This is a genomic window from Acinetobacter sp. ANC 4216, assembly GCF_004331195.1.
Taxonomy (GTDB): Bacteria; Pseudomonadota; Gammaproteobacteria; order Pseudomonadales; family Moraxellaceae; genus Acinetobacter; species Acinetobacter kookii.
On the sequence record NZ_SJOC01000005.1, the window covers coordinates 148417 to 167680 of the forward strand.

Genomic DNA, 19264 nt, shown 5'->3' on the forward strand with positions numbered 1-19264 from the left:
ACCCCAACATAGCATTTTCCACAGAACTTACAAGAGTAAAATCGCGACAAATAGTCGAGTTTAATTGTTCTTTTGCCGCGTTCTCATCTAAAATAGCTGCCCATATTCTTTTGATAATTTTTTATCATTTTCTAATTGGAGCTTTCCTGTCATGTCATACCTCACCCTTTCCCAGTATTTACAACAACAAAACGGGAATCTTACACCTGAATTAGCTCAAGTTATTGAAACAATTGGCAATACATGTAAAGACATCGATCAATTATTGCAAAAAGGTGCTTTGGCTGGTGTTTTAGGGAGTGCACAACACGAAAACGTTCAGGGTGAAGAACAAAAGAAACTTGATATTATTTCAAATGATTATTTAATTGATGCCCTAAAAGTTCATCCACACGTGGGTGGTCTGGCTTCTGAAGAATTGGACGAATTCACTCCAGCTCAAGAAAACGGCAAGTATCTGGTATTGTTTGATCCTCTTGATGGTTCTAGCAACATTGATATCAACATGTGTGTCGGGACTATTTTCTCGATTCTTCCAACAAAACATGCGCTAACCCAGGCAGAAGATTTCTTGCAGGCAGGTACCAACCAGGTCGCAGCAGGTTATGTTCTTTATGGTCCATCTACCATGATGGCGCTGACTGTAGGTGCGGGTGTGGTATTCTTTACTTTCGACCCAGAATCTAAAGAATTTTTGCTGACTTCTGAAAATATTCAGGTTGCAGCAGATACCAAAGAATATGCGATCAATGCATCGAATCAACGTCATTGGGAAGCACCGGTAAAACGTTATATCGACGAGTTGCTTGCAGGTAAAACAGGCCCGCGTGAAAAAGACTTCAACATGCGTTGGGTGGCGTGTATGGTGGGTGATATCCACCGTATTCTTTGTCGTAGCGGTATCTTTATGTACCCATATGACACTAAAGACCCGAAAAAAGCCGGTCGTCTACGTTTAATGTATGAAGCCAACCCTATGAGTATGCTGATGGAACAGGCTGGTGGCGCTTCAACAACGGGGCGTGTACGTATTCTGGACATACAGCCGACTGAACTTCACCAACGTGTTCCTGTTGTGATTGGTTCTAAAAACGAAGTTGACCTCGTAACTGGCTATCATAATTAATTTTTTATAGCGGAAGTAAGTCCTCATGACTTGCTTCCGTGGATTTATTCTCCCATGCCGACTATTTTTCTAGAATCAAAAGACAATCCTAAAATTAAGCACTTGCGTGGCTTAATTGAGCAAAATTCTTATCGTAAAAAACAAGGTCAAACCGTACTTGAAGGTACCCATTTGTGTCTGGCCTGGTTAGCAGAAGATAGAAAAATCAAATCTATTTTTACTACCGAACAGGCTTTAAGCCATCCCGATTTTGACCGTATTGCCGAGCAATATCAGGGTGCAGTCTTTGTTATTAGTGAATCCCTGTATAAGGATTTAAGTACGCTCGGTACCACACTGGCTTGTCTTGCCATCGTCGATTTACCCAGCTCCCGAAATGCACTCGATTTCACAGCAGACACCTTGATTCTGGAAAATATTCAGGATCCGGGCAATGTTGGTACATTACTCCGCTCTGCCGCCGCCGCTGGTATTCGCCAAATTGTCTGCACCAAAGGTTCAGCTTCGCTCTGGTCGCCACGGGTACTCCGTGCCGGAATGGGCGCACATTTTTCCTTGCATACTTATGAAAATGTGGCACTGGAAGATATTTTGTCTCAATTCAAGATTCCGGTATACGTAACCAGTTCACATGAATCAGAAAGCTTGTATACGAAAGATTTGACTCAAGCTTGTGTCTGGATTTTAGGCAACGAAGGCCAAGGTGTTTCTGAATATGCGCTTGCACATGCACAGGCGGTTTCAATTCCCCAGCCTGGCGGACAGGAATCGTTAAACGTTGCCATCGCCGGTTCAGTCTGTTTCTTCGAGATGGTTCGCCAGCGTTTATAAACAGCTCTTTCGTTACTTTATTTTAAACATCACTGGTGGATGTTTAAAAATAGACTACACTAGAAAAATAATATTATTTTTGTCAACCAAACCATTATTTCCAACGTTATATAATTATGAAATTGGAAATAATGGTGGGTATCCAATGACAGGATTTTCCATCTCTATGGATTCAGCACCGAAACAGTCTCAGTCGGAAAATTTAAGTACTTTGAAGAGTACGGCTGAACAACGCCTGAAGATTTTTATGCAGGATGTGACTGGACGTGCCCTGGTCATGATGGAAAGTGCGACCCAAGGTCAACAAGGCATTGCGATGGATTTGGTACAGGAAGCATTTATTTCCTTGCACAAAGCCTATGCCGATAAATCGACTGATGAATGGTATCCCCTGTTTTATACCATCTTAAACCATAAACTGCAGGACTGGCGCAGAAAGGAAGCCCGTCGGGCGCAACCTTTTTCTTTTTTCAAGAAAGTTAGTCTGGATGATGATGATATTGAGCTGAATGATATTGTCGATGAAAACACTCCCAGTCCCTTCGATTTTCTTGATCAAGCCGTGACGGCCGAAGAAATAAAAGAAGCCATCGCTCAGCTTCCTGTTCGCCAGCAACAAGCCTTTATGCTTCGTGCCTGGGAAGGTTTTGATACACACACGACGGCACAAATCATGCAGTGCAGTGAAGGTAGTGTAAAAACTCATTATCACCGTGCTATTCAAGGTCTCCGGGCTGCTTTAGCACATTTGAATCCATATCGTGGAGGGTCATCCGAATGAAACAAGATGATTTCTTAAAACAAGTTACTTCCAAACTCGATGGGCTCGCACAACATCACCAAGCTAAACCTGTGGTGATGAATCACGTGATCGAAGAAATTCAAGCACGGGAAACATCCCGTTATGGTCTTTGGAAAATGTCAGGTTTTGCTCTTGCTGCAGCCATAGCTGGATTTGTGGTGTTGCCAGACTCCTTTGAAATGTCAACAAAACCTCAAAATCAAGTGGTGGTGACTCCAAAACTATCCCCTCAAATGGTTGAAGATTTGGAAATGTTACTGGTATTAGGTGAGGATAAGGTTCCACATGGCAGCTAAAAAATTAGCATTTGCTTTTTGTGCACTCGGATTTTTACAAACCAGTTTTGCTGGTTTCGAACGTTTTTGGATTTTTTCCAAAGATGCCGATACTCAAGTTGCAGAAACCTGGGAAACATTATCCGATAGTGAACAACGTGCACTCATTCAACGTTACCAATCGCTGAAAGAATTACCTGAAGCCCAAAGTACCACCTTACAGCAACGTATGGATTGGTTTACCCAGCTTCCAGAGCAAGAAAAACAAAAAATGCGTGAAACCTGGCAGAAAATGAGCAGCCAGGAACGTAGAGAATTAGGTCTCCGTATGCAAAAGGCGACACCCGAAGAGCGCCCCCTCATTCGTGAAGAATATATCAGTAAATATTTCCCACAAACGACTACCATTCATTAATCATGTGATTATTTTTAAAAAGTTAAAGTCAAAAAAGCCGCTGAAGTCAGCGGCTTTTTTATCACTTCATGCGATAACGTCGATATAAAGTTAAACCTAGAAGAGCAAATACCCCATACACTCCGAATGAACCCCCACCACTCGATGTTGAATTGGTATTCTGGGCAGTGTTGTTTAAATAAATAGTTGCCGTATTCGATCCCAATCCCTCAGCATCATATATTTTATAAGTCACCGGATAATCGAACTGACTGAAATTATTCTTAACTGCAAAATGTAATTTTCCACCATAACATATATTGCTGACATCATTACCAGGACAAGGACCCTGACGCTCTGCCGTCATAGTCAACCCAGCTGGTAACTTCTCAATTTGGATTGGAATCTCTTGTCCTTGTTTATCCTGGTAAAATGCTGGTTTTGCTGCAGGTAAAGTAGAAGTCAGGCCATCACCATCATCATGATCATTTTCCAGAGGATTAACGGTTATTTCCAGATTAGAACTTGAGCTAATTGAATAGATATCGTTCTTTGCAACAGGAGTAATATTGACAAAACTTGCCTGTAAAATACCTGAAGACTGCTTGGCTTCACCACCTTTCTCTTTAAGCGTGTATTTACAGTAGGCATAATCAGCAGGATTCAGCAATTCACCGCGTGTGCGATAGATCATGATCTGTTTAAAATCTGCATTCCATTCGCATTTTAAGTCATCCAGTCCACCTTTTAGCACAGCATTACCACCGGTGACGGTGAGTGTGCCAATGCCATAAGGCTCAACTTCAACGGTATAGTTATCGGCATTTAAACTCTTGATGCGATAATCTTCACCCGATGTATCACTTACCCGCTCTTCTGTAGGAATCGCCAGTACAAATGGATCAAAATAAATTGCACGGTATTTTTGGTGCTGCTTGGTATATGTCAACAGGTTTTCATATTGAACTAATTCCTCTTTGAAATCATTGATCCCGGTTGAGTTTTTAACTCCTTCTGCAATTAATGCCTTAAGTTCATCAATATTGGACTGATAAAATTCCAATAAACTAATAATCGAGCTATTTTTTAAATCTGTAATATCTATAGCGGATAAATTCATACGTTCAACCGAACCAATATCGCAGCTATTCTTTTTGCTTGGTTCAAGTTGTAAAACCGTATCTAAAAAACGGCTTAAACCGCGTTGATCAAAATCACTGCAACCTGAACGATTGACATCAATTAAATCTGCTGCATTTTGATTATCTCTTGGATAATATAAAGGCAAGAACATATTATATGCTGATGATTCTGTCATCCTAGACAGTAAGCTAGAAAAACTGATATTAGAGACATCTAAGTTTTTCGAACTTTCAATCGTGGATTCTAAAGCAATTTTTGGTAACACACATTGATTTAATCCTGTCGCCAAGTTCAAGGCATTATTGCTTGCAACAAAGATCATTTTTTCACTCGGAACACCATTATCCGAGTTATAACGACAAGATTTATCCGAATTATTAAAAGCTAAGATATTAAATGCGAAAACTTTGGCGCCCGACTCATCATATAAAAACGTGCTATATCCCGAGTTTTCTACAATCGTATTACTGATAGCAGTAAAAGTCGAATAAGGGCTAAAACGATCTAAACCGTCGCTTACTGCCCGTAGAATGCTACCGCTGCTTGGGTTTGCTATATTCTGTGCAATCGTATTCGCAGATAAGTTTATATTTGCAACACCACAAAAATCCAATGTACTGGCACTGGCGGTCGAACCATTCTGAATAATACTGCTTTGAGAAATAGTCACTGCAGGTTTGGTATCACCCAGATTGCTATAACAATCCATTGCGATAACACTGCCTTTATTGGCCTGATTTCCTTGAATTAAGCTGTTACTTATCTTGACTTCTTTTTCAATATTTTGCGCAATATTATAAATTGCCCCACCCGCAATATCTGCTTTCGAGTTTAGAATTGCACCTTTATTGAAGCTTAAAGTCCCACCGAGTAATAATGCTCCACCCCGACCATTTTCAGCATAACCTTTTTCAAGTTGAATATCATTTAGCGTTAGACTGCTTTCACTCTCGCTGGTATTAAAAATTCTTGAACGATTTTCACCACTAATAATAGTTTTGATCTGTTCAAATGCAGGATATTTTTGCGTCAGTTTATCTTTTTCATCATAGTTAAAACGTGAAATACCACTAATCACCAAAGCCGATTCTGGCACCAGCTCTGAATTTAACCTATATGTACCAGCTTCTAATTGAATCTTATCCGCTACACCATTCAGTGTATTTCCGGGAGTACACCCCCCATAAGCTGTATTTTTTTTCGCAGTAATGATTGCTTCACGCAATGAACAAGCATTTGTGTTCTCGCCATTTTCATCTACAAATGTTGTGACTTTAATGGTTTTATCCTCTGCTGCCATTAATGACATAGCGGATAAAACCATCACACAGAGCAATCCTTTTTTATAATTGTGCATCACTTTTCCCTATTTCTTATTTTTTGTAATGACGTAGACCCATTAGACCTAATAAAGCCAATATATTCAACAGCCCCAATGCACCACCTGATGTGTTGACGCTCTTGCTTTCCATAGCATTACTTTGCTCTTGCACGATATTTGCACTAAGCACCAGATATTTTTTATTTTCATTAAAACGTGTAGAAGATGTAACGACACGCAGTTCAAAAATATCCGCACCGCGCCAACTACCATTTGGCGTGTAAACCAAATTACCATCAATATCTAAAGTCAGTGAACCTTTACTCTCCGTTAAGGTTTGATCAACATATAGACAGCCATCTTGCCATTGTTCACCCTCAGGATGTTTACCCAATAACGCTTCACATTTTTCTTTTGGATATAAATCGCTATCACCCAGATATTGCAAAATATTGATTTTCGCTGTTTCACCTACTTTTAAATCCTGTCCAATACGTGAAATAGTCGTGGGTACAATAATCTCGATAGCACCGCGGTCACACCAGCTGTTATCAGTGGTTCGGCTCATATCACGCTGGTCTAATCCTTCACAGATCACCTGAACATGCTCAGTATTTGAATCAACTCGCCCTTTATTTAAAATGAGCGTATCAAACATGTTCTTTGCACTCAGTAAAATACGTGGCCGTATATATCCTAAAAAGCTATCTTTTGGTGTTGCATAAGGACAAAGTAAAGCTTCCTGGTCTGCAATAAGTGATTTACAACTGCCCTCGCTACTGTCTCCTGCAAAAACTTTATTTCCAGTCCAAAATTCATTCGGATAATTGACATCACCACTTCTACATTCAGAAGTAACCAGGTTATTTTGCAAAATACTTTTATCATCACCACTAAATTGGCAATTATTATTTGTTCCGTTTGGATTACCAATCACAATACTGTTAGCCATATAGCCTTGAGCATTTGGTGCTTCAAATTGCACCCCAGCGGTATTTGCAACAATGGTGAGGTTATTTAAGCCTACCCCATCCCGAATGTTAACAGCATAGCCTGTGTTATTCACAAAGGTACTATTGGTAATCATATTGATCTTAGAGGGAAAGGTCAGTTTAGAGGGGTCTAGAATATTCTTTTCGCTAAAAATATTAGCCGTACTCGACGTGGTTTTATTATTTTTAAAAACGACATTCGTGATGGTGAAATTTGGACGTTGGCTGTATAAAATACCACCACTCATCGCTTCGTTATTTTCGATCAAACTGTTGCTAATCGATACACGGCTACTATATACGTCGGCATCGGCATTTTCACCCACATTATAGATAGCTCCTCCTAAACGCGCTATTCCTCCCGTGAGTTTGACATACTTTAGAACCAGGTTTTCATTGTTGTATAAAATACCACCGCGATCGGCACAGACGCTCTTTTGGCAACCTTCAAAACTGACTTCTTGTATGTTTACCGTAACGCGTTCTTTGGCATTATCATCAATATTAAAAATTTGATCTTGGCCTGTCATACGAATAATCGCGTTGTTTAAACCGGCAACAGCAGTATCACTCACGTTAGTTTCATAATAAGTTTTCAGATTAAGTGCTGATGTAATATTAATTTTGCTTGTCAGCGTATAGATTTTTAATTTATCTAACAGAATAGTTGAGGTAGAGTTTTCTCCTCCACATCCATAAAAACCTTGTTTAGGCAACCCCAGATTAACGTATTCTATTGCTTCACGTAATGAGCATTCTTTATCATCTTTTTTAGTATCTTCAGTGGTATTTACAATAATGTCCGCACTATAAGCATGTCCTGCAAAGCATAACATCCCTATACCTATGCTCCGTTTGAGCATATTACTCTCCTTATATTCTTTAATTTTTTTTATTCTTTAGTTGCAATATCCCTGCAACATCGAACTATTTTGATGTACTTTGTCACAGCTTGAATAATTTCTCAAGATTTTTTATTGTTTACCGATATTCATCGATCAGGGCATAAATTTGTCTTAAATTCGCATGACTGATTTTGGTTTTTTCCCCTTTTAACAGTTGAATAAGCTGTTCTAAGGTTTGCAGTAAAACCGAAGTCTGATGAGGTCCATGCGCCAACAAATAATCGATAATCTGCTGGTCAATATGAATTCCCCGACGCGATAATACCGAGTTCACCAATGCATAACGGTCAGCATATAAACTCCCCGATGGCACCTTCACACTGACTGCCTGAGTCAAGCGAGACTGTAAATCCGGAAGTTCAAGCTTCAATTCAATCGGTGCAACACGGGATGAAAAAACCAGTTGCCCCCCACCTTCATTATTATAATTAATTAAATGAAAGACTGCTTTTTGCCAATGTGGAACACCACTAATCGCTTCAATATCATCCAGTGCGACCAGATCATATTGATCTAATGAGGTAATCGCTTCAGTAGGAGCATCCAGCAATTCAAGCAGTGAAACCTGAATTGCCGATTTGCCTATTTCCAGATAAGAATCACAAATAGCAGAAAGCAAATGACTCTTGCCAGATCCTGCGCCGCCATAGACATAAAAGCGATTCATTAAACCGGCATGGAGTTGTCGAACTGCATCGATCACATGTCCCCATCCCGGCCCAGAAAAATCGCTAATTCTGGCATCCAGTTGCGGTTCTATATCGAGTTGCAGTTGACGCATATATGAGCTTTAACCTTAAGGTTCTTTATTGTCTATCAGTTCAATCTTACTCGATTTTTCAGCATCTTGCAGATTTTTTGATTCCTGATTTTTCACTTCAATATCGACATCTACTTGATCAGCTTCAATCGAAATTGAGCTTGCTCCAGCATCTTGTATGATCAGTGTAGATTGCTTATAAATATGGCTCTTTTCATAACACTCGCGTGCGTGACGCAACAGGACAACGATGATGGCTGCTACAGGCAAGGCAATCAGCATTCCCAAGAAGCCAGCAAGCTGGGCACCAGCCAATACCGCAAACACCACAGCAACCGGAGATAAACCAATTTTATCACCTAACAGGAAGGGTTGCAGAATATAACCTTCTACAGCCTGACCCACCATGAAAACCACACCGACCAATGCCAGATGGACCCAGTCAAGACCAAATTGAAATAAGGCCGCAATAACAGCAGCGATTATTCCTACTGCAAAACCCAGATAAGGAATAATACTGGCCAGCCCTGCAATCATGCCAATAATCAGGCCAACTTCCAGTCCGATCAGCTGCAAGCCCGCTGCATACACTACGCCCAGCAAAAACATCACCAAGAACTGACCTTTAACAAAGGCACCTAGAACACTATGACACTCCGCTACAATATTTAAGGTGGTCTTTTCATAGGGACGCGGAATCAGGCGGCGCAGGCTGTCTAGCATACGGTCCCAATCCAGCAGGAAATAGAAGGCAATAATTGGAATTAATATGATCGTTCCGCCAATCTGAATAAAATTCAGACCCGACTGGGCAACTTTCAGCACGACCGCCTGAATACTGTCTGCACTATAATTAGTTTGAATATAATCCATAATGGCCGAGGACATCTGCTCGGTATCTATTTCCATTGGCACCAGATTGAATGTATTGGATAACCACGGCAGGAAGGTATAATTTACCCAGTGAATACCTGCAGGAATACTGGTTTTAGCATACATCAGCTGTTTCCAGACCAATGGGACCAGATACCACATTGCCAAGGTAAGCACGATACCAATACCGATAAAGACCACACTAATCGACATCCAGCGCGGCAAACCGATATTATGTAACTTATCCACCAAAGGACTAAATAAATAGGCAATTAAAAATGCCCCGATAAAGGGTAATACCACCGGTTTAAGCAGATACAGAACCCACAGGAGGAATACGATTGCTGCAAGTATAAAAATGCGTCGTGAGGTGCGATCGACCATAGAAACTCGCCTTTTTTCGGTTTATTTGTTCTAGACAGTAAAATATTTTAATAAAGATAGCATTTTAGCGCATAAATAACATAAGAGTTTCGTATATTCGGGTATAATCGCGGCGCGAATGCGGAGACTTCATTATGAGCAACTCAACTTCCCCTAACACTGGTTTAAGCTATAAAGATGCGGGTGTCGACATTGAAGCGGGCGACTTACTCGTCGATCGTATCAAATCTGTCGCAAAACGTACTTCCCGTCCTGAAGTCATGGGCGGACTAGGCGGCTTCGGCGCACTTTGTAAAATCCCTAAAGGTTATGAAGAACCTGTTCTCGTATCTGGCACAGATGGTGTTGGTACAAAATTACGTTTGGCATTGAATTTGAACCGTCATGACACGATTGGTCAGGACCTGGTGGCAATGTGTGTCAACGATCTTCTTGTATGTGGTGCAGAACCATTATTCTTCCTCGATTACTATGCAACGGGTCACCTCAATGTAGACGTTGCAGCAAATGTAGTGACAGGTATTGGCGCGGGTTGTGAGCTTGCTGGCTGTGCACTTGTAGGCGGTGAAACTGCTGAAATGCCAGGTATGTATGAAGGCGAAGACTATGACCTGGCAGGCTTCTGTGTAGGTGTAGTTGAGCAAAGCAAAATTATTGATGGCTCTAAAGTCAAAGCGGGTGACGTTTTAGTGGGTGTTGCGTCTTCAGGTGCACATTCCAACGGTTACTCTCTTCTTCGTAAAATTCTTGACGTGAAAAACGTTGACCTCACTCAAATTGTTGACGGTCGTCCACTTGCAGACACGGCAATGGAACCAACACGTATTTACGTCAAACCAATTCTTGAATTGCTTAAACAGGTCGATGTTCACGCGATGGCACACATCACGGGTGGCGGTTTACCGGGTAATTTACCTCGCGTACTTCCAAACGGTGCTCAGGCAGTGATTAATGAATCTTCTTGGCAATGGCCTGAACTGTTCACACTTCTTCAAAAAGAAGGTGGTGTTGAACAATTTGAAATGTACCGCACATTCAACTGTGGCGTAGGTATGGTGCTTGCTGTTGACGCTGCTGATGCAGACAAAACTGTTGAAATCCTCAATGGCCTTGGCGAAAAAGCATGGACCATGGGTCATATCGTTGACAATGCCGAGTCAGTTGAAGGCGCAGACGAAAAAATCCGTGTGGTTTTTGCATAAGTACTTCGCATGATTAAAATTGCTGTTCTTGTTTCAGGAAGTGGATCTAACCTGCAAGCCCTGATTGATGCCAATCTCTCAGGTCAAATTATCGGGGTGATTTCCAATAAACCGGAAGCATATGCTTTAGAGCGTGCTGCAAAAGCAGGAATTCAAACTGCAGTGATTGAACACAAGCAATATCCTAACCGTGAAGCCTTTGATGATGTGATGCATCAGCAATTGCTCGATTGGGATGTTGATCTGGTGGTCCTTGCAGGCTTTATGCGCATCTTGAGTGCCAAGTTTGTCAAAGCCTGGGAAGGGAAAATGCTCAACATTCACCCTTCCCTGCTGCCGTACTACAAAGGCATGCACACCCATCAACGGGTACTCAACACAGGTGATGTACTGCATGGCTGTACGGTGCATTACGTCACTGCCGAACTGGATGCAGGTCAGCCACTTGCGCAAGGTGTGCTAAAAGTAAATCTGCATGATAATGCTACTTCTTTAGCAAATCGGGTTCATGTGCTTGAACATTTAATCTACCCGCAAGTGGTGGAATGGATTTGTACAGGCGCAGTCCAGCATACTGAACAGGGTGTGCTGTATCGTGGTCAGGCAATAAAAGAGCCCGTGCAATTCTGCAGGTTTTAAAGAATAAAAAACGCATCCGAGGATGCGTTTTTTATTGCTTTATTTTTTAATCATTAACTGGAGCAGAAATTACACTGCCGGCTGCTGAATCAGTTGCTTGATCAACGCGACGGTCTCTAGCGGTTTTTCCAGTGGAAACATGTGGCTTCCCGGAACAACCGTATATGGAATACCAAACTTCTTTTTCGCGATTTGCGGAAAGCCCCGCCCAATAAACGGCCCTTGTTCCGCCATTAGCAGCTGGACAGGCACTTGAGGTTTCGGCTGCGGCAGCCACCATAATGATGGATTGGTTCTAAAAATATTCACCTCATCCATTTTTGCAATGGTCAACTCCACACCGCCCCGCACCTTATCCTCAGTTAAAGCATGATCGATATAGGCCTGAAAGCAGTCCGCATCAAAGTGTTGATAAAAGCCTTTGGGACGAAGCAATTCTGCCGCCTGTTCACGACTTTCCCAATGATCTCTGCGACGTAAAGATAAAGAGGCTGGCGACATTTTATCCACGGCTTTTAGCTTCAAGGTTTTGGCTACATGTAAAGCAAAGCCATCTTTACCCATAATTAAGGGTGGATCAATCATAATGACCTGTTGAAACAGCTCTGGACGTTTTAAGGCTGCCTGAAAAGTCAGCACCGATCCTAAAGAATGACCGAGGCCGATGACTTTACTGCCATTGGCCTGTCGCACAATACTGTCAATGACCTGATTGGTCAGGCTGTTCCAGTGATTGTCTATGGGATAACGCTTGTCTGGACCAAGCAAGGGCACATAAATAATGTCATATTCATCTTTCAGTCCATCAAACAGCTTTTGATAAACTTTTGATGGCACGCCATTGGCGTGCGCAAAGTGGATCACGGGTTTCATTGCAATTTTGTCGTTTGTTCAGATTGGACCTGTTGTGAAATTGAGCTGGCAAAACCTTGCCCCATTGAACTTCCCATACGTCCTAGTACTGAATCGAAAGGATTATATTCAATGGTGTAATTGACTGCTTTTTCCAGTTTCAGTTCTCGTTTCAAGCTATTTAAACTGCCGGTACGGTCTGCAATGCCCAGTTTCACGGCCTGTTCACCCGTCCAGAACAAACCTGAGAAGATTGCAGGATCGTTCGACTTCAATTTTTTACCACGGCCTTGCTTCACAGCATTGATAAAGTGGTCATGTACATTATCCAATACTCCTTGCACGTGCGCTTTTTGTGCAGCATCCACCGGCTGAGTCATTGATAAAAGTGCCTTATTTTCACCAGACGTCATAGTACGGTCTTCAACGCCTAATTTTTGCATTAAGCCATTCACGCCATAGTTCGGCATAATCACCCCAATAGAGCCAACCAGACTTGAAGGATTGACAATAATTTCGTCGGCAGCAGAAGCAATGTAATATGCACCCGAAGCACCGGTATCCCCAATGATGGCGTACAGTTTTTTATCTGCATGGGCTTTTTTCAAATATTGAATTTCTTGCCAGATTTCATCCGATTGAACCGGTGAGCCACCTGGTGAATTAATATTGAGAACCACGGCTTTACTTTGCTTGTTTTCAAAGGCTTTCTTGAGCGCTTTAACGGTATCCGTGCTATTCACACTTTGCTTGTCTGCAGCAATGGTGCCAATAATATCGACTACGGCAATATGCGAACTGGTCGTTGCCGTAGGATCTGTGGTTGATGTACTGCAGCTTTTCGCCATCAGCACCAAAATAAAAAGAATATAAGCAAAAGTGAGAAATTTAAAGAAGATTCCCCAACGACGCGCACGGCGCTGTTCTTCTACAGAGGCTAAAACGGCTTTTTCTAAAATATGCCATTCTTTGCCAGTTATATTTTGTGAATTATGTGGTGTATTTTGAATTTCATTTTCTGGTTTTGGTGGCCAATCGGACATGGAAAACGATCCACTGTTGAGTTAAATTGGACTCATTATATACACTGATCGGGTTAAATCTGTCTAAATTATCTGTTTTCACTTATAATAAATTTATCTTTTCCATTCACGATGCAATTGACAATACAACAATGACCGATCGAAGCTCCCAGAATACAACCTATCGTCTTTTGCAGTTTATTAGCCGACAACCTATTCAAATTTCTCGATTTATAGCGCGTGGTTTAGCTGGTCTGGTCAATGCTCTCAAAATTTCCAAAACTTCAGAAACCATTCGGTTGAATTTAAATATCGCCCTGCCTGAACTGAGCGATGCAGAACGGGAAAAAATTACGGCTCAAGCCATCCGCAATGAGCTGATCTCTTATTTTGAGTTTTTCAGTATTTGGGGTTCCAGCAATGAAGCCAATCTTGCACGCATTCATAAAGTGCATGGTAAGCAGCTGCTGCTGGATGCACTTGCCGCAAACAAAGGTGTGGTTTTAATCGTTCCACATTTTGGCACCTGGGAAATCATGAATGCCTATATTGCCCAATTTACCAAAATGACCATCATGTACAAGCCGGTCAAAAATGAGGCGGCCGACCTGTTTGTCCGGAACGCGCGCAGTCGCGAACAGGCAACCTTGGTCCCTACCGATGAATCCGGAGTTCGCCAGATTTTCAAGGCCTTGAAACAGGGTGGAACAACGGTGATTTTGCCAGACCACACCCCAAACGTTGGCGGTGAAATGATTCCTTATTTTGGACTGCCGTTGGCCACCAGTAATTTAAGTGCCAAACTGATTCAAAAAACCAAAGCTAAAACCTTGTTTTTATATGCACTACGTAATGAGGATCAGGGCTTTGATCTATATTTTGAAGCAATTGATGAACGCATCTATTCAGTCGATACCAATCAAGGCACAGGCATTATTTTTCAAGCCATTGAAAACCTGATCCGCCGTTATCCTGAACATTACCACTGGAGCTATAAACGCTTTAAAGCCAGCCCTGAATTGGATGGACTGTATTATCTCAATAAAACAGAGGCATTGGCCTTGGTCGCTAAAGTCCGTGCAGAAGCTGCAGCTCAAAATCCTGCAATTCCAGTAGAAAATGAACAGGTCATATAGTCAGGTCATATTATCAGGCCTTAGGATTTAAGCTTTACTGCTGCACGTTTTAACCATTGCCGTTGTTCACGCGCATACTGTAATTGCATTTGTCCATTGGCCTGTCTGCTAAACTGGATACTGCCCTGCTGTACTGTGCTCAATACAGGAATATCCAGCTGCCCTAGACGTTGCAGCGTCATTTTACTGGGATGTCCATAGCGATTGTGAAAGCCTGCCGATGCGATTACGATTTTCGGGTTTAACTGCTTTAAAAAAGCATAGGCCGAGCTATGCCGACTGCCATGATGTCCCAAAACCAGCACATCGACTTTTAAATCGGGATAATCCTGCAGAATTTGATATTCCGTTTGCCAACCGGCATCTCCCATCAGCAAAAAATTTTGATAGGGTTGGGCATTTTTCACCTGCAGATAAATCACACAGGACATTTCATTTTTCTCAGCGTTGGCATAGGCCAAATTTTCGGTTTTGGGCGACAGCACGGTCATGTTTACGCGATCACGCCACTGCCAGTTTTGCCCTTGATGACAATAATCAAACTTGCTGGAATCCGCGACTTTCAGCTTCTCGTTTGAATAGACCTGCCTGATGGGGAACTGCTGTCTGATCGACTCATAGCCGCCTTTATGGTCCTGGTCTAAGTGGGTCAAAATCAGCTGATTCAATTCGCTCACACCCTTCACCGATAAAAAGGGCAAAATGATTTGCTTGCCCACACTGAATTTAGCTTCTTCATAATTTCCGCCCATATCAACCATCATGGTCTGGTCTTGATCGCGGATAAAAATCGCCTGTCCTTGTCCAACATCCAAGACATTCAATTCAAATTCATTTTTACTGGCATCGAGGGCAATTAAAGGTATAAAGCACAAGATAGACCACGCTTTAGGCAATACAGCACGCGGTAAAAACAGGATCATCAATCCCAGACACACACTGAGCCACACGGCAAAGTTCATGGCAATCGGCTGTAAGGTCGGGGCAAACAGCCGATCTAAAAGTTGCAACAACCCCAGCAAGGCAGCAAGACACAGATCGTTGATTTGAAAAACCAGTCCGCCCAAAGGTTCAGCAATGAAATAGCACAGCGCTGCCAACAGATCCAAGGGCACAATCACCAGACCAATCCAGGGAATGGCAAACAGATTACTCAGTGGCGTAATCCATGCCATCTGTTTAAAGAACAGCACCATCAGGGGAAATAAGGCCAGAAATATTTTCCACTGCGATTCGATTAAAAGTTTCAGCTGCATTTTGAGGTAGTGTGTTCGAGTCTTGAGCTCATCCGTGCCGCTTTGCTGCTGCATAGTCTGGTAAATGCGCAGCAACACAAAACATGCGCCATAGGACAGCCAGAACGCGGCCGATAAAATACTGAAAGGATCAAAAATTAACAGGATAGAGGCACTAGAAAGCAAAATATTAAACGGCCGGATCTTTTGTTTGAACAAGATAAATACACTGATCAATACACAGCTCAACAGCGTTCTCAGCGCAGGGATTTCAAAGCCCACAAATGCACAGTACAGCGCTACACTCGCGCAAAAGGGCCAGATCAGCAGATATTGCCTAGGCCATTTCAAATAGAGTTGCGGTCGATAATGAGCAATCAGCTGATGCAGACTCCAACACAGCAGTACGGCAAAAATCAGCACATGCGGTCCGGATATGGCGAGCAGATGACTCATGCCAAAGCGCTGAAACAGTTGCTCGGTGTCTGTATCCAGCAAACTCTTGTCCCCGGTCAATAACGCCAGCATCAGACCTTTATGCTGCACGGGCTGCTGATGGAGAAAATTGCGTAATGCCAAACGCTGCTGCTCAACCCAGATTTGAATCTGACTGGAAACAGAAGCATGTTGCCTGAGGTATCGTCCATGCCCTAAAGCATAAACTTCTTGTTCAGTCAGCTTGTGGATTGATGAAACTTTAAATCCGGACATAATATTTTGCTGTATATACCATTGTTCCTGATCAAACACACCTTCAGTGGCATAGCTATGCGCAGGCAGAATTTGTCCCTGCAAACGGTAATATTGACCTAGCTCAAGTACCGCAGATGAACTTGAATCTGCTGCATTTTTTAAAAATGCCTGCCACTGCACCACTTGTGTATGGCGATTCAACACCTGAATTTTTTGCTGGATGGTCTGATCGCCTAATTCATTGATATGTTTAATATAGGCAATCACCTCGATTGCTTCAGGCTGTTGTTCCCGAAACAGCAAACGCTTATTTAATTGATGATCAGCATAACTATAGCCGAGTACAATTCCCAGACTCAGTCCCAGAGAAAGCTGTAAAAACTTAAATCCTAAGGAATACGCCTGTTTGAAAACAGTCAGCTTTAAAAGGAAAAGCACGATAAAAAGAGTGATACATGGAATGAGTAAAGACTGCAATATCGGGTAGTTTTTTCCCATTGTGGCAATCCCCAGCACCCAGCCGATACAGATTATTTGAATCATTGTGATTATAATTTTTTTTATTTTTGGCAATATTAAAGCCCACCGGAGTGAGCTTCAATCATTTTCTAAATTTATCGATCAGTGTCTAGGGTTGGTTGACACTTCATCCTTGTTTGTGACAACGAATATTTTTTACGCTGTATACATCTCATTGTTTAATTGGAGCTTACAACGCAAACCATTTATGAAATGTCAACAAAGCCTTAATCATCAATCCAGACACCGTCTTGCATATGCAAAATCGAATCGGCAGTCTGGGCCAGCTGTTCATCATGGGTCACAATCAGCATCGCCATATTGAACTCATCACGTAATTCACTCAGCAATTCAAAAATTTTCACTGCCGTTTTACGGTCCAGATTCCCTGTCGGCTCATCTGCCAGCATCAGTTCCGGCTTTGCCACCAGAGCACGTGCCAAGGCAACACGCTGACGTTCACCACCAGACAGCTCGCCCGGTTTATGCGTCATGCGATGCGACAGTCCGACACGATTAAGCAAATATTCAGCCTGCTCTTTAGATTGCTTATAGGTCGTTCCTGCGCGCAGCATCAGCGGCATGGCCACATTTTCCAGTGCGGTAAATTCAGGCAACAGATGATGGAACTGATAAACAAAGCCTAAATGCTGGTTACGCAAATAGCCACGCTCGGCTTCACCCAAATTATCGAAGCGCTTGCCGTTTAAAAACACCTGCCCTGCTGTTGGACAGTCCAGCCCGCCCAACACATGCAGCAAGGTACTTTTACCCGAACCACTCGAACCGACAATGGACACAAACTCGCCTTTTTTGACCTCTAAAGACAAGTTTTTAATCACTTCAACGGTGGTTTTGCCATCGGTAAAACTTTTCGAGATATTTTTCGCTTCGAGGACAAGATTACTCATAACGTAAGGCCTCTGCTGGTTGGGTTTTTGCAGCACGCAGTGCCGGGTAAATTGTAGCCAGGAAACTTAAAACCAGTGACAGGCTGACAATCACCACCACATCTTGCCAGCGCAGATAAGACGGCAAGTAATTAATGAAATAGGCATCAAACAGGTTCAAACCAAATGCTGTATTCAACCAGCCAATAAAGCCACTGATACTTGAAGCGAAGATAATTCCCAGAATGGCACCGGAAACTGTCCCGATCACGCCAATAATGGTGCCCTGTACCATAAAAATCCGGGTAATGGTTGCAGGTGAAGCCCCCAGCGTACGCAAAATGGCAATGTCGGATTTCTTGTCGGTGACGACCATCACCAGTGAGGACACAATATTAAATACAGCCACCAGTACAATCAGGAACAGCAGCAAGCTGACCATGGCTTTTTCCATCTGAATCGCACTAAACAAATTGCCGTGGGTAAAGGTCCAGTTCGATGCATAGAAATTGCTTGGCAGGTCTTTGACAATATCATCCGCCACTTCAGGTGCCAGGAAAATGTCATCCAGTTTTAAACGCACCCCTTGGGCACCGTCCGGCAAGCGCAATAAAGTGGAGGCATCGTTCAGGGCGATATAGCCCATCATGGAATCCACTTCCGCCCCGATACTGAAAATACCGACAATTTTAAAGCGCTTGAAACGTGGCACCACCCCTGCAGGCGACGGCGTAGCTTCAGGCAGCACTAAGGTAATATTGTCGTTTAATCCCAAACCCAGTGAGTCGGTCATTTGTTTACCCAAAACAATGCCAAATTCACCTTTTTTCAAGCTATCAATGCTTCCCGCAATCATGTGATTCTGGATAATGGACACGTTCTTTTCGTATTCAGGTTCGATGCCCGTGACCATAATTCCGGCCACTTGCCCCTGTGCCGTCAGCATGCCCTGTAACTGGGTAAAGGGCGCTACACCCTTGACATGCTCATGCTGTTCAACTTTTTTTGCAAGTTCCGGCCAATTTGTTAATATTTGTGTTGAAGAAACAGTAGCTTGAGGTATCATTCCCAATACACGGTTTTTCAGCTCGCGGTCAAAGCCATTCATTACAGATAAGACTGTAATCAGTACGGCCACACCCAAGGTGAGACCGATCATTGAAACCAGAGCAATAAAAGAAATAAAGTGGTTGCTACGCCGTGCACGAGTATATCTCAACCCGATGTACAGCGAGATTGGTTTAAACATACCATTTAGTCCGAGGAATAA

Annotated in this window: 17 protein-coding genes; 8 read left to right on the top strand and 9 right to left on the bottom strand. The window is 42.6% G+C overall.

Annotated features, from left to right (window positions below; genetic code table 11):
• Positions 1-151 precede the first annotated feature (151 nt).
• The 5 genes from E0H88_RS05660 to E0H88_RS05680 all read left to right on the top strand — a co-directional run bounded on the left by E0H88_RS05660 (position 152) and on the right by E0H88_RS05680 (position 3449).
• On the top strand, positions 152-1126 hold the full coding sequence (locus E0H88_RS05660; RefSeq protein ID WP_131273418.1) for a class 1 fructose-bisphosphatase: 975 nt from the start codon (positions 152-154) through the stop codon (positions 1124-1126).
• A gap of 54 nt (positions 1127-1180) precedes the next feature.
• A complete protein-coding gene (locus E0H88_RS05665) occupies positions 1181-1957 on the top strand; it encodes a TrmH family RNA methyltransferase (RefSeq protein WP_131273419.1) in 777 nt (258 codons plus the stop codon).
• A gap of 166 nt (positions 1958-2123) precedes the next feature.
• Positions 2124-2738 (top strand): RNA polymerase sigma factor, encoded by a 615-nt coding sequence (locus E0H88_RS05670; RefSeq protein WP_092818640.1) that lies wholly within the window; start codon positions 2124-2126, stop codon positions 2736-2738.
• Positions 2735-3055: a hypothetical protein gene (locus E0H88_RS05675; RefSeq protein WP_092818641.1), complete on the top strand. Its 321-nt coding sequence runs from the start codon at positions 2735-2737 to the stop codon at positions 3053-3055. The genes E0H88_RS05670 and E0H88_RS05675 overlap by 4 nt, the downstream gene beginning before the upstream one ends.
• Positions 3045-3449 carry a DUF3106 domain-containing protein gene (locus E0H88_RS05680; RefSeq protein ID WP_092818642.1) on the top strand — a complete coding sequence of 135 codons (405 nt, stop codon included), beginning with the start codon at positions 3045-3047 and terminating at the stop codon, positions 3447-3449. Before E0H88_RS05675 ends, E0H88_RS05680 begins: the two co-directional genes overlap by 11 nt.
• A 61-nt stretch (positions 3450-3510) precedes the next feature.
• Here E0H88_RS05680 and E0H88_RS05685 read toward each other — a convergent pair whose 3' ends face one another.
• The 4 genes from E0H88_RS05685 to cxpE all read right to left on the bottom strand — a co-directional run bounded on the left by E0H88_RS05685 (position 3511) and on the right by cxpE (position 9806).
• Positions 3511-5928, bottom strand: coding sequence for a CSLREA domain-containing protein (locus tag E0H88_RS05685; RefSeq protein ID WP_131273420.1), 2418 nt, complete (start codon positions 5926-5928; stop codon positions 3511-3513).
• Positions 5929-5944: 16 nt separating this feature from the next.
• Entirely contained in the window at positions 5945-7747 is a 1803-nt protein-coding gene (gene rbtA, locus E0H88_RS05690) for a rhombotarget A (protein ID WP_131273421.1), read from the bottom strand.
• Positions 7748-7865: 118 nt separating this feature from the next.
• Positions 7866-8570, bottom strand: coding sequence for a DnaA regulatory inactivator Hda (gene hda / locus E0H88_RS05695; RefSeq protein WP_092818645.1), 705 nt, complete (start codon positions 8568-8570; stop codon positions 7866-7868).
• Between the two features lie 15 nt (positions 8571-8585).
• Positions 8586-9806 (bottom strand): chloramphenicol efflux transporter CxpE, encoded by a 1221-nt coding sequence (gene cxpE / locus E0H88_RS05700; RefSeq protein ID WP_131273422.1) that lies wholly within the window; start codon positions 9804-9806, stop codon positions 8586-8588.
• Between the two features lie 134 nt (positions 9807-9940).
• On the opposite strand from cxpE, the gene purM reads away from it, so the two are divergent.
• Both purM and purN read left to right on the top strand, forming a co-directional pair.
• Positions 9941-11008 carry a phosphoribosylformylglycinamidine cyclo-ligase gene (purM, locus tag E0H88_RS05705; protein WP_131273423.1) on the top strand — a complete coding sequence of 356 codons (1068 nt, stop codon included), beginning with the start codon at positions 9941-9943 and terminating at the stop codon, positions 11006-11008.
• A gap of 9 nt (positions 11009-11017) precedes the next feature.
• Positions 11018-11647, top strand: a complete 630-nt coding sequence (gene purN, locus E0H88_RS05710) for a phosphoribosylglycinamide formyltransferase (protein WP_131273424.1) — start codon at positions 11018-11020, stop codon at positions 11645-11647.
• A 69-nt stretch (positions 11648-11716) separates the two neighbouring features.
• Here purN and E0H88_RS05715 read toward each other — a convergent pair whose 3' ends face one another.
• Positions 11717-12520: an alpha/beta fold hydrolase gene (locus E0H88_RS05715; protein ID WP_131273425.1), complete on the bottom strand. Its 804-nt coding sequence runs from the start codon at positions 12518-12520 to the stop codon at positions 11717-11719.
• Entirely contained in the window at positions 12517-13542 is a 1026-nt protein-coding gene (gene sppA / locus E0H88_RS05720) for a signal peptide peptidase SppA (protein WP_131273426.1), read from the bottom strand. Before sppA ends, E0H88_RS05715 begins: the two co-directional genes overlap by 4 nt.
• Positions 13543-13673: 131 nt before the next feature.
• Here sppA and E0H88_RS05725 point away from each other — a divergent pair, with 131 nt between their 5' ends.
• The gene (locus E0H88_RS05725) at positions 13674-14657 is read left to right on the top strand and encodes a lysophospholipid acyltransferase family protein (protein ID WP_131273427.1); all 984 of its coding nucleotides are present in this window, start codon (positions 13674-13676) and stop codon (positions 14655-14657) included.
• Positions 14658-14677: 20 nt separating this feature from the next.
• Here E0H88_RS05725 and E0H88_RS05730 read toward each other — a convergent pair whose 3' ends face one another.
• The 3 genes from E0H88_RS05730 to E0H88_RS05740 form a co-directional block, all read right to left on the bottom strand.
• Positions 14678-17128, bottom strand: coding sequence for a DNA internalization-related competence protein ComEC/Rec2 (locus tag E0H88_RS05730; RefSeq protein WP_131273428.1), 2451 nt, complete (start codon positions 17126-17128; stop codon positions 14678-14680).
• 203 nt (positions 17129-17331) lie between these two features.
• Entirely contained in the window at positions 17332-18015 is a 684-nt protein-coding gene (gene lolD, locus E0H88_RS05735; protein ID WP_131273429.1) for a lipoprotein-releasing ABC transporter ATP-binding protein LolD, read from the bottom strand.
• A complete protein-coding gene (locus E0H88_RS05740; RefSeq protein WP_092818652.1) occupies positions 18008-19243 on the bottom strand; it encodes a lipoprotein-releasing ABC transporter permease subunit in 1236 nt (411 codons plus the stop codon). Before E0H88_RS05740 ends, lolD begins: the two co-directional genes overlap by 8 nt.
• Between the last annotated feature and the right edge of the window lie 21 nt (positions 19244-19264).